The following is a 12,931-nucleotide window of genomic DNA, read 5'->3' as shown; positions in this document are numbered from 1 at the left end:
CACAACTTAGAATAAAAACATTTTGGCATACAGATCATTCATCTTTAAAATCCCTCCCAAACTCATAATCTAATCTTACTTGCGACTCATCAATGTAAGTATTATTTATAAGTTGTCATAGCCGATAGTACAAAAGTGTAATGATTAACCTATGACTTGTGTCAATTTAACCTTATGACAATATGTAACTAGAAAATATGATATGGAATAGATAACAATTGAATTAAGGCAATTGATTCGTGCAAGTACATGAATCAATCTTGCTTATAAAAACAATTCAATTGAGGTGGCAGAGATGAATAAGAAAAGAATCATTGCAATGGTTAGTACAGCTTTATTAGTCACAGGATGTGTGGAAGTAGGAAACGCTCAAACGACAGCAGTCGAAAATTCAGGTCAATCAATTCAAAAAAATATAATTAAATCCATACAATCACAGGCTTACCCATTAAAAACGATTGAGCCGTCAAAATCATTTGAGGATTTAAAACCACTTAAGAAAATGATTGGGAGTGCACAATATGTAGGATTAGGAGAGAATACTCATGGAAGCTCTGAAATTTTCACTATGAAGTTTCGACTTGTGAAATATTTAGTTACTGAGATGGGTTTTACAAATTTCACAATGGAAGAAGATTGGGGAAACGGCTTAAAGCTAAATGAATATATCCAAACAGGAAAAGGAAACCCTAGGGAATTTTTAAACTTGTTATATCCTACTGATGAAATTATAGCCATGATTGAGTGGATGAAAGATTATAATGCTGATCCATCCAATAAAAAAAAGATCCAATTTATTGGGCTCGACTTAAAAACGTTGGACCAAGGTAGCTTTAATAAAGTAATTGATTATGTAAGGGTGCATCGACCAGATTTGCTGGCAGAAGTAGAAGAAAATTATAAAGAATTGTCATCTTTTACTGGAAATATACAGGAATATATGAAACTTGCTCCTGAAATGAAAGAGAAGTTCAAAGCAAACGCTGAGAGAGTAGTCCGATTACTAAAAGATGAGAATGAGCAAGCCAACACAGAAATAATTCCATCCGAGTACAGCTGGGTGAAAGCAACAGCAAGTGCAATAGAGAAATTTACCACAATGCTACTTCCTAACGACTATCCAAGCATAATAAAACTACATGAGCAATACTTGGCCGATCATGCAATGTGGGCACAAGAGACATTTGGTGGTAAAACGATGGTATGGGCACACAATATTCATATAGCTAAAGGAATTATCGATGAGGAATTATACCCTTATGTTGCGGGGCAATTTTTGAAGGAACGTTTAAACAATAATTATGTCACAATTGGTAGTACAACTACGGAGGGGAATTTCACCTTATACAGCGAATATAACCCTTCCACCGGAGGTAAGATTACAACAGATACGATTTCACAAGATGTAACTAGTTTTAATTATACCCTTGGAAAAGTACCATATAATATGTTTTTGTTGGATAACCGTCACCTTAAAGGTCAAGCAGAGAAATGGGTTAAAGCAAAAAGACCATTACTAAGTATAGGGGGACAAATCCTCCCGAACGGTTCATTATACTTTGATACTTCATTGCTTGAGCAATTTGATATTATTTTTCACATTCGAAAAACAAGTCCATCTCATATTAAATAAAAGTACAAAACAATCCCGTTCTTGCAGATGCAAAAGCGGGATTGTTTTGTGGAGGATTAATAAAAGCATCTTTTTTAACCATAAGTAGGTTACCCTCCCCTTTTTAACATCATTTAGAAATGTCATATGACACTTTTACACTGGTGAGAATGACAAAAAAAGCAGTATGATTCGGTTATTACATAGATAGGAGCGATGAACATTATGAAATCAAGATTCATCCAGAATGGTTATTTTTTATTGCTAACTTTCGTTACAGGATTGTTTTATTTTTGTTTTTATCTAATAGCTCTGCTATTCAGTTTCACCCTTTCATTTACGGTAGTTGGGATTCCACTAGTTATACGCGTACTACAAACTACTACACCTTTTATCCAATTCGAGCGCATACAAACGAAAATTTATACAGATATTTCTACAGACTCTTACGATAGAAGTATAACAATGGATACATCGAACTGGGCTCAGGTGAAATTAGTGCTTACAGATCGTCGCACTTGGTCTGCTGTCTATTGGTTAATGCAGAAATTTGCGATTGGCATTATTAGTCTCATTATTGCAACCATTTTTTATGTAATGCCACTTATGTTGCTGTTGGCACCACTACTATATCGATACATCGAAATGAACATTATATTCATACAGATAGATACTTTTGCCAAGTCACTCTTTGTAATGTCTATAGGTATAGTATTTACCGCCATAAGTATTAGAATAGTCGATGGTTTGACAAAGGAAATTGGAGGCTATACACGTAGTATGATTCGGCAACTAAATCAATAGAAATTTGCAGTCTGTGAGTAGTATCGCAGTTTTAAAATAAAAAGTATAATAAGGCAGAAAGGATTAAATTATAATATAGGAAGTAAAAAGGTAGGTTATTTAGGGGGTAAATGACTTGTTTGATATGGTTAAATATTGGTTTTGGTATGATTGGATTATGTTAGGAATCCGTCTGCTTGCTAGTGTGTCTATCATTCTAGCTACATTAAATTTTCAGGATGGTTTAACATTACCACTTTGGATTATTATTCTTTGGGAAATTATTGCCTTCTCTGTTCCATGGGTAGCCTTACTATTCAATTATAAATATTATTTATTCACAGAAATATTGCTTTATGGTGGACTATGTATATATTTAACCTCTTTATTTCCAGAGGCTTACAATATTTTTCTTATATCAGTGTTTCTTCTCGCAGCAAATAGTAAGCATTTGTCCTATTATTGGACAGCTCCAATAACAGTTTTTATAACAACTGGAATTTTCTATGCGGTTGCGCCAAGTAATAGCTATTGGGTTATGGTCATTTATTATGGATTCGCTTATGTAATGGGATTCGCCTTCCATTTATTAATCGTCAATCATAAGCAAAATGAAGCAATTCGTAAACAAAACGCAGTACTTGAGCAATATATGTCTCAAATTGAACGCATTACGCTGGCAGAGGAACGAAACAGACTGTCGAATGAGCTTCATGATACAGTTGGTCACGCTTATACTTCTATTATTATGGGAATGGAAACGTTGCGCACCGAACTTGCTACTGAAATGGGTATACAGAGGCTAGATTCTCTGCTTGAAATGGGACGTAAAAGCATCGAGGACGTGAGAGGTTACCTACATCAAATGGATTCTCCGTGTCAATCGCCTTCCTTGATTCAATCCCTACAAAACCTTGGAGCCGAATTTCAGGAGCACGCTCAGGTAAATGTAAGTTTTAGGACATTCGGAGAGGAGTATCAATTGTCTCGGCAAGCGAAAATCGCATTCATTCGTTGCTTACAAGAGTCCCTTACGAATGCAGTACGTCATGGTCAAGGGACTGAAATTATAGTTTCATTGCAGTTTGAACAACAATATACGAGGTTAGAAGTTCAAGATAATGGAAAAGGAAATGTAGAATGGCAGGAAGGCTTCGGTATGAATGCGATGAAAGAACGGGCAATGAATTTGCAAGGTCAATTATCTGTATATACAAAGCCAGATGAAGGAATGCTTGTTACATGTACTATACCGCGACAAACTGAAATAAAAGATGGACTTATTCGTTTGTTAATTGTAGACGATCAGCCATTTGTTCGAGAAAGTTTGAGGACACTACTCGATAGATATGAAGATTTAAATGTAGTCGGCTTGGCCGAGGATGGCAATCAAGCCATCGATTTGTGTGGGCGCCTTCAACCCCATGTTATACTTATGGATTTAGATATGCAGCACATGGATGGAGTCGAAGCAACCAAAAAGATTAAGCAACAATGGTCACATATCCGCGTATTGATTTTTACAACTTTTCAGGATACCGAACAAGCGTTGGAATCATTTCGCAACGGTGCGGATGGTTTTTTACTCAAATCTATTGAAACGTTGGAACTAGCTAATACGATTCGACTTATTCACAAAGGTGGGACACTGATTGATCAGGGAATGTCTCACAAAATATTTGAGAAGTTTGATGAGCAAAAAGAGACACCACAATCAAAAGCAACCGCTTATGAGCTAACAACAAGGGAGATAGAAATATTGCAGCTAGTAGCAAAAGGACTTCGATACACTACCATAGCATCAAGGTTATATTTATCGAATGGTACGGTCAGAAATTATGCTTCCACAGCTTATACAAAGCTAGGAGTCCGTAACAAAGAAGAGGCTGTTCAAAAGGCTCTAGAAATTGGAATTATTGAATAACAAAATATTTTGCGGTGTATAAAAATGAGTAACAAAGAAACAGAACGCTTTGTGTGGTTTCCTTTGTAACAGAGTAAATAAGGCCCGTTATCGTATAAGTAAATATTAAAACACTTACTGTTTTGTAATAATAAAATCAGTGAATTTTTTCTCTAAAATACAAAAGCCTACTATCCACTTAACTGTTAGTAGGCTTTTAAGGTTATTTAAGATTTGAGTAGTATCTCAGTACAGTGTTATTTCCAAGATTAATAAAATTAAGATTTAATTTTAACTGCTCTATGTATTCTTTTAAAAGCTTTGATTAATTCTTTACTATGAAATCAGTTCACTTTATTACACCCTATTTTTGATATGGATACAAATTTATCTTAACTTGATAGTGATGGGCGGGACCTCATAGTTAAATATAAGTTTCTTCAACTCTATCCAACCATTCATTTATTAGAGCATTAAAAATTTGTGGTTGTTCTATTTGTAAATCGTGACCAGCTGTATCCAGCACAGCGAATGTTCCCCTTGAATATTTGTTTATGATGTCGAGTGTATCTTTATATCCAACAGAAGAGTCTTGTCTTCCTAAAAGAAATACACTTGGTTTATCAAAATCAGAATGATCTACTTTGAATGAAAACTCAAAGTTATTCTTAACCTTATTTAAAAATCCTTCATTTGCAACTTTACAACCTGTCAGGATTTCATTTTTGTATCGTAACCAATTGTACTCATCAAGCACAACATGGTTAGCACTAAAATCCTCCCTGTCATCTTTTGATAAACTGCCAATAAATTCATTATCAGTCTTCAAAATTATATGTTTCTCAACTTTTCTATTCTTATTTAGAGGAACAATAACAGGACATATAAAAGCCGCTCCGAGTATTCTTTCTTTTTGCTTTTCAATAATTCCTCTAGCTAAATAGCCACCATAGGATTCCCCAGCAATTAAGTATTCTTGATTAGGAAGAACAGCTTGAATAAAATCTAAAACAGCATCCAACATTTCATCAGAGCAATTTATTTCGTTATATTCTTTTGTTAGTCCCATTCCAGGAAGGTCAATATAAATACGTCTCTATTTATCTCTTTCAGTAAATATAGGTTCCATACAACCACTCATTAATCGATGATCATAAGAATAGCCATGTATCATCACGATTGGTATCCCCTCCCCTATATCTTCATAATAGATATCAGCTTGACGAACTTTGCAATATGCCATATTCACTCCTGCTTTCTTAATTAATTTAAATTAATTTCATTTTAACATATAGTGGAAATGACACATCGCTATCAAACTAAGAAAAATAAATTCCCCTAAAATGAAAATAAAGTTATTTAATTTTAAAAGCTCACACAAGCATAACCCCGTTCTAAATTTAGGATGGGGGTAAAAATATAATAATAAAGTCGTTTAAAAATCTAAGCTTTATTCCACAATAGTCCCGATTGCGGAAAAGCATTTCTAGTTAAATTTGTATTTAAGAAGATTGTTTTCTAAAAAAACATGCTGTTAGCCAACCATGAAACAGAGCCTCACCACAGGAAATGTATGAAAATCACTTTCTAACATGGTAGTTTTGTCGTTATAAGGAAAGGTAATATGTAACTTAAGGACATAAGTTCAACCTTCAATAAAACGCAGTGCACAACGGAAATGGTAATCGGTTAGATCTTTTGCAAATTGTTGATTCGGAAAGCCTCTGTGAAGCAATTTCAATCCGCCTGAAGTTAAGGATATATGATGATGGAACCGATAAAATAAAATCCTGTCGGAATCAAGAGTATCATTCTTTAAATATCGATAATAATCCCCAAATCGAAACTGTAAAAAACTGTGCTCATGCTCAATATCAAAGAACTTGGCTCCTTCGATATCAATCAAATAAGGTTCTAGTTTGTCATTAATTAATACATGATCTGGGCCTAATTCCCCATGTATAAATCCATATCGACTTCTTGGTTCAATTTTTGATTCAAGCTCGTACAATGTATCGAGTAGCTTACTATGACTTGCCTTTATGCTCTCAATATGTTGTGATGCGTAATCTAAATCTTTTTTTGCATGCTTCATTTGCAAGTGATGACATTTTTCCGTGTTGATTCCACTTTGATTCGCTTTCCCATAAGTATTTCTCTCATTGGCATGCATGCCTGTCAGCATATCTCCTATCTGCTGAAACACTTTATCTTTCACATATGAATCAGTATGTTGAAAATACACTTCTGCCTTTTGTCCATTTACATATTCAACGAGAGCATAATCATAAGGATAACGGTTTCTTTCCTTATTCAGATCATATAAAATGGGGGTTTGAATTCCTTGTTGAATTAAAAAATTGTTATTTAATTCGAATAAATCACTACTATAAGATTGCTCATGTATATCTCCGCTTGCTATTTCTTCTTGAAAATAATTCATGGTAAGATCCCACACATACAGAACGCTGGAAAATCCATTGCTGCAATCAATCTTATAGACTACCTTTTGTGCACCTCCATGCATTTTCGTTACATTAGAAACCAAATAACTGGTACCAAAGACCTTTTGCATATACTCCTGTAAATCAGATTGATCAAGGTGACAAGTGTTTTCCAATGAATAACACCCCTTTTATATAGTTTTGCTATCAACCAAACTATATAAAAAATCTAACCCAAAATATAGACTATTTATTAATAATTTGTTATGATGTTGAATGAAGTCTCGAAAAAATTGTTATATATAAATCCATTGGATCTCCAATGGATTTTTTTGATAAAATCATTCTTACTTCTCAAATAACACGCTGCGTAAAGCCTTAAAAGAGCATCTTAGTAAATAAAGATGCTCTTTTTCATAGTGAATTGAAGCATAAACTCCGATTTCAGGTATTCCTAATCCCAAAAAAACAAATTTAACAACCCTCAATATTTTATTTAATCCTCCCTAGTTATAGTTGTTACAGGACTCTCAATCTCAGTATCTAATTTATTCGATTCATACTATCTAACAGCCCCATCCCCAAACAAAAACATCCTATCACTTCGGCTGCAAAGTTAACACTTTCCCCTCTATGCCATCCGTATTCAGTGAAGTCGTATGATACGTTCCATTTACCCAATCATCTATTTGATCATGATACCAATCGCTTCTAAAATGTCCCGATTGTCCTGGCCCTACGATATGATAACCGTTTGACATATCTTTCGTATCAATAACGAATCGCCAAGAAGCCCCGTGATTGACAATACCGTTATCTCCGTAACTCGCTGCTTGAACGGTAACTTGACTTCCGCCAATTGGAACTGGTTTCTCACGATTAAATGCAAGTAGTGCTAACATACTAGATGATTTTGAGATTGGATGTGTAAAAGCAAGTTGATGGTAATCCCCCCACTTCCACTCCGTAACATTTGGTCCATATTCCTTCTGTAATTTTTTCATTACATTTTCGTACGATGTATGCACAACTTTTGTGAAGCCTCCGTACTTCGTAAACCAAGCGCTCTTTTCTCCTGCTACTTCTTTTCGAATTAATTCATCAACGACTTGTGCCTTCCCTTCAAATAACTCCATCACATCTTTCGGTATTTCTTTTGAAAATAACGTATTTGAAATCTCTTTCATTAACAAATGGAATATTAATGGTGCAGCTTCATCTTTACTATCGTAATAATTCCACTTTGTTAATTGTTTTACGCCTTCTTTCTCTACTTCATTTAAAGATGCTTTATTTAACTCTTTTAAAAATATAGGGGTAAACTCTTTCCCGTATAAATTCTTTTGATCCATCTGTAACTCTTCTAAATCTTTCACCGTATACTTTTCCTTCTCTTGCAAAAACTCTTGAATACGCATTTGCCTATATGGCTGCGCCCACGTATTACTAATATGATACGGATAATTATCATCAACAATTTTATTATTCGCAGTGGAAATAAACCCTTGTTTTGGATTGATTACTTTTGGCAGCTGATCAAACGGGATATACCCTTCCCATTCATATTCATGTGTCCACCCTGGCACTGGTAAACTACCATCACCTTTTTTACGTACTGGTATATTTCCATTCGCTTTATAAGCAATAGTGCCGTCGTTTGATGCAAATACAAAGTTTTGAGTTGGTGTATGAAAATCTTGAAGAGCCGTTTCAAACTCATTCCAATCTTTCGCTTTATTCATATTTAATACAGCCTTTAATTCAGCGGAAGGCTCCAAAGCTGTCCACTTTAAAGCAAATACTGTTTTCGTTTTCTCTTTCCCTTTATCCGCAAACTCTGAAATAACTGGGCCATGCCTCGTAACTGTAACGTTATACGGGATTGTCTTTCCGCCCTTTACTTTAATAGATTCATCCACAACAGTAGCTTTTTCCCACTTATCGTTATACAGAAATTCATTTTCATTATTAGGATTTCTCTTTTCAATATATAAATCTTGTACATCAGGACCGGTATTCGTAACGCCCCATGCTATTTTGTCATTGTGACCTAATATAACACCTGGCACTCCAGCGAAAATGACGCCACTCACATGTAAATCTTTCGTTTCAAGTTTCGACTGATACCAAATAGAAGGCGTCGCAAGAGATAAATGAGGATCATCTGCTAAAATCGGCTTACCAGACGCACTCTTCTCACCACTTATGACCCAGTTATTGCTACCATTAAACTCTGGTGGAATGATCGCTTTTGCAAAACTTTGTGCTACATCCACATTTGTATTTTTCAGTTCAGCTAGCAATCTAGGTGCATCTTTCGGATATGTAGGAAATAGCTCATTTGCTTGCTCTTTCGGTAGATTTTTCAGCGCCCAATACCGAAACGCCTGTCCGTGCCAATGTCCACCTAAATCAAACGCCATATACTTTCCAATTGTTAAAGAATCCACAATTGACCATTCAGCCGGCTCATAACCTAATATAGTAAACTCGACCGGCAATTTCTTTTCCTCTTTCGCCTCACGTATAAAAGCATTCACCCCATCAGCAAATGACTGCAGGGCATATTTTGCTTCTCCATCATATTGACTAACAGATGCTTCTGCCGCACGCCGTAAACCGAGCGTTCGAAACAACTTATCTCGATCAACAGCTGCTTCTCCTACAACTTCACTCAACATACCAGAAGCTTGTCTTCTACTTAAATCCATTTGAAACAAACGATCTTGCGCTTGTACATACCCTTGCGAAAAATATAAATCATGTGCATTTTCCGCTTTAATATGCGGTACCCCTTTACTATCTCGCTTCACCTTAACAGCATGTTGTAAATCCTCTAGCTTTATCGTTCCATCTATCTTTGGCACAGAACTAAGCGTATATATGTTCAAAAAAATCGCTGTACAAATCATTAACAAAAGAACGATACTACTGGACCAAATAAAAATTCTCTTACCCCTAGTTCGTTTCTTCTTTATAACGACTTCCATGTTAACCCCCTCCTTTCTCAAACTATTCGCTTCTATTTTGATAGAACCTTTTAGAAAAGAAAAAATCCTTCCTTGCTCATGCTATGGATCATGTAAACTGAATACTCCTTCCTTTCCTTCCCTTAAATCCCCCCGTTCTTTCTTACACCAATTCCTCAAAATCCCCTTCACATAAGCAAGCGTTCGCTTATTCTGTTCAAACGCAATTTTAAGTGCCTCTAGTACGGTATTTCCTGAAACTTTTCGTATCCACCCCTTCAATTCCTTCACAATATATGGAGATAGACTACTTATATGTTGCTCGTAAAATTTATAAACTTCACCATGCGGAGTATCCTCTTCTATCTCTTCTTCAACAACTACTTCTAAACTACTATTATCCTCTTCTTCTGGCATACCAAAATGCTGCAATAACAACGGAATCTTCCATTCTTCTTCAAGACATTTACGTAAAAACATATGTACGAACTCTTTATTTTTTACAGTCTTTAATTCACGTAACACACACTTTTCTACGTTCTTATTTAAAATAGGGTTATAGTGTAACCAATTTAGTATGTATAACTCTTTCGTTTCCGCATCGTATAAAATCTTTCCATATTCAACAAACCTATTTAATAGCTTCTCAACAGTCTCCATATTGTAGCCTGTTTCAAGTTCTGCCACACGCTTCGGTAATACGTAAATTCCACATTGCTTCGTTTTCGTACCAGTTAACAAATATATGTAAAAATAACGCTCCTCTGGCGTTAAATCTAATATGAATTCATCTTGCCAAAAGTTCACCTGCACATTACGGTACACCGCCATATGTTTACCTCCTCCTGTCACTCATAAAAAGACAGAGTTCAATCCTTCAATATACATATAGGAATGAGGGCTTGGTTTTTGCATTTGAATTTCAAATTTTTTTAACTACTACAACGACGGTTTTATTTTTCGCGCTTTTTGTTCTTGTAGTTGTTTTTGTTTTGTTTTGTTTTTTCTTAGTGATTTATTACTTGGTAGGTGCTTATAAGGGGCTTGGAAGGGGCTTCATAGTGGTTAATATAAAAAGGAGCTGTTCCATTTGAATAGCTCCTTTAAAATCCTTATTACTTTTCCTTGTACCAATATAAACTATACAATTCATTTATTTCTGCATAGAGTTTAACATCTTCACTAAAAAGGCAGCTGCTTCACCACGAGTTGTTGTCCCTTTAGGATTAAACTCATTATTTCCAACACCAGTAACTACCTTTAAACTATATAATCGTTGAACATGCTGTTTGTATGTAATTAAATGTTGATCCCTAAATGGTAATGCGACTAATTCACCTGTAACACCTTTATACTGTAATGCGTTATCAATCATGATCGATGCTTCTTCGCGTGTGATAGATGCGTTAGGATCAAAAATCCCGCCGCCACGACCGTTAATAATTCCTGCACTTGCACTACGTTTAATACCGCTATGAAGGGATGGATGCGCTTTGTTCATATCTACAAATGACTTATTTCCTTCTGGTAGCTTTAGAGCATTTGAGATTAATGTCGCAAACTCAGCTCTCGTTACATTACGATAAGGCGCAAATACACCATTTCCTTCACCGTGCATAATTCCTAGGCTGTTCAGCTTACGAATATGCCCTTCAAACCATCCACCTGTAATATCATCTTTTGGTTTTTGCACTTCTTTATTTGGCACATTGTAGTTTATCTTAATCCAACTTGGGTTATAGAAAATCCACTCATCGTTACCTACTTTATACCAACCGTTTTTAACTGCTAACACTTTGTAACGATCTCCGTTTGAAGCTTTACGAACGATATGATGTTCAAGTCCTGCACCACTACGTACGTTTATACCATCACCATTCACTACAAGCTCCATATTAGGTTCAGCTGGATTATATTCATTTGAATCAAATAGCTCATTTCTTTCTTGTAAAGGCGAATCAATTTGTGCGTTAACATTTGCATACCATTGAATACCTTGTACGAAGCCAGTCCAATTCCCACGAGAAATTAAAATATCAGGACAGTTTTTTCCACTCCATTGTTGATGCCTATAAATGTGGTCCGCGCTAATTCCTTCTTTGTTCATTAAATAACCTGCAAGTCTCTTTGCATTCTCTAACGCTTTATTGTAATCTCCATCCTGGTTAACTGAAATTTCGATACCGATAGACTCTCTATTTCCTGAGCCATCGCCATCTCCTGCATGCCATCCATTTTCATTTGTTGGTAAGTGCTGATAAATTTGTTTATCATCCACTGTAAAATGCCAAGAAGCTGTTCGGAACGTACCTTCCGTTGCTTGTTTATACAAATATTTCGCATGATTTTCAGCATTCGCACCACGGGCTGTGTTTGCAGTCTCGTGAATTGTAATGTAGCGTGCTTTCATCGGATTAGCAGGGCGAATATCAGGATTTCCTGCTGGAACAATCCACTCTACAAATGGAGTACCTGCAAGTGTTCCATATTTCTTTGTAGTCATCGATGCACTATACTGAATAGCTCTTGGCTTTTCAACCGGCTTCATTTCACGAGTAGAGCCATCATTTCGACCGTCTACATTTTCAAATGCCTTTTCAATGTTTGAAATAGCTTCATCTTCTGCTACTTGACCTTTTTTAGCTTCCTTCATTTTATTTAGTTCTTCTGTTTCATCATGTTTATGCTTATATTCTTCTAGAAGTATTTTCTCATTCTCTGATACTTCCGTTTCGTTAATTTGCATGTGATCAGGAGTTTCTAGATTGAAATTAGAATAGCTTAATCCGTTCGTTCCATGTTCCCCTTGTGCGATACGAAGTTGATCCGTTTGAAGGTTTTTACTCTCTTCTGCTGATATTGCTAAAGGTGCGCTCCCTAACATTACTAAACTTGTTGATAGTGTGATTACTTGTTTTTTAATATTCATTGCTGTATGAAATACCTACACAGTTCGTGTAAGCATTCTAACCTCCCTTTATTTTCTCATTCGTGAAAGACTATGAATCTACTATGTATGTATAAAACTATGTTTATTCCACCCTTTTATAAATACTTTCCCCAGCAGGTGAATGATAGTTTCTATAAAATTCCTTAACAGACATTATTTTAAGACCAATTGCAATTGCCGTCAAAAGCACTTATCCACCTTACACCCTACTACTTCTCAAAAAATAGATTAGGATACCTTTTACTTATTTTTTCAATAAGAAGGAATTTT

7 protein-coding genes and 1 pseudogene are annotated in these 12,931 nt (G+C 35.5%); 3 read left to right on the top strand and 5 right to left on the bottom strand.

From position 1 onward, the window contains the following. Nucleotides 1–295: 295 nt before the first annotated feature. The 3 genes from DN390_RS07655 to DN390_RS07645 all read left to right on the top strand — a co-directional run bounded on the left by DN390_RS07655 (nucleotide 296) and on the right by DN390_RS07645 (nucleotide 4,319). Nucleotides 296–1,633 (top strand): erythromycin esterase family protein, encoded by a 1,338-nt coding sequence (locus DN390_RS07655; protein ID WP_147807023.1) that lies wholly within the window; start codon nucleotides 296–298, stop codon nucleotides 1,631–1,633. Nucleotides 1,634–1,837: 204 nt separating this feature from the next. Continuing rightward, entirely contained in the window at nucleotides 1,838–2,416 is a 579-nt protein-coding gene (locus tag DN390_RS07650) for a sensor domain-containing protein (RefSeq protein ID WP_147807022.1), read from the top strand. 115 nt (nucleotides 2,417–2,531) lie between these two features. Beyond that, a complete protein-coding gene (locus DN390_RS07645) occupies nucleotides 2,532–4,319 on the top strand; it encodes a helix-turn-helix transcriptional regulator (protein WP_147807021.1) in 1,788 nt (595 codons plus the stop codon). 403 nt (nucleotides 4,320–4,722) lie between these two features. On the opposite strand, the pseudogene DN390_RS07640 reads toward DN390_RS07645, so the two are convergent. From DN390_RS07640 to DN390_RS07620, 5 genes and pseudogenes are all read right to left on the bottom strand, one after another. Further along, nucleotides 4,723–5,541, bottom strand: a pseudogene (locus tag DN390_RS07640) (alpha/beta fold hydrolase). 402 nt (nucleotides 5,542–5,943) lie between these two features. Then, nucleotides 5,944–6,873, bottom strand: coding sequence for a phosphotransferase (locus DN390_RS07635; protein WP_147807190.1), 930 nt, complete (start codon nucleotides 6,871–6,873; stop codon nucleotides 5,944–5,946). Between the two features lie 468 nt (nucleotides 6,874–7,341). Next, entirely contained in the window at nucleotides 7,342–9,732 is a 2,391-nt protein-coding gene (locus tag DN390_RS07630) for a penicillin acylase family protein (protein WP_147807020.1), read from the bottom strand. A gap of 81 nt (nucleotides 9,733–9,813) precedes the next feature. Beyond that, on the bottom strand, nucleotides 9,814–10,542 hold the full coding sequence (locus DN390_RS07625; protein ID WP_147807019.1) for a DnaD domain-containing protein: 729 nt from the start codon (nucleotides 10,540–10,542) through the stop codon (nucleotides 9,814–9,816). Nucleotides 10,543–10,864: 322 nt separating this feature from the next. Further along, on the bottom strand, nucleotides 10,865–12,640 hold the full coding sequence (locus DN390_RS07620; RefSeq protein ID WP_147807018.1) for an S-layer homology domain-containing protein: 1,776 nt from the start codon (nucleotides 12,638–12,640) through the stop codon (nucleotides 10,865–10,867). Nucleotides 12,641–12,931: the final 291 nt, after the last annotated feature.

The sequence above is a fragment of the Bacillus sp. SH7-1 genome (assembly GCF_008042405.1).
In the GTDB taxonomy this organism is placed as follows: domain Bacteria; phylum Bacillota; class Bacilli; order Bacillales; family Bacillaceae_G; genus Bacillus_A; species Bacillus_A thuringiensis_N.
This window is presented reverse-complemented; position numbering and strand designations above follow the sequence as displayed.

Excerpts from the sequence above, each read along its gene's own strand:
- DN390_RS07655 (WP_147807023.1), top strand. The coding sequence starts at position 296 with ATGAATAAGAAAAGAATCATTGCAATGGTTAGTACAGCTTTATTAGTC.
- DN390_RS07650 (WP_147807022.1), top strand. The coding sequence starts at position 1,838 with ATGAAATCAAGATTCATCCAGAATGGTTATTTTTTATTGCTAACTTTC.
- DN390_RS07635 (WP_147807190.1), bottom strand. The coding sequence starts at position 6,873 with ATGCAAAAGGTCTTTGGTACCAGTTATTTGGTTTCTAATGTAACGAAA.
- DN390_RS07630 (WP_147807020.1), bottom strand. The coding sequence starts at position 9,732 with ATGGAAGTCGTTATAAAGAAGAAACGAACTAGGGGTAAGAGAATTTTT.
- DN390_RS07625 (WP_147807019.1), bottom strand. The coding sequence starts at position 10,542 with ATGGCGGTGTACCGTAATGTGCAGGTGAACTTTTGGCAAGATGAATTC.
- DN390_RS07620 (WP_147807018.1), bottom strand. The coding sequence starts at position 12,640 with ATGAATATTAAAAAACAAGTAATCACACTATCAACAAGTTTAGTAATG.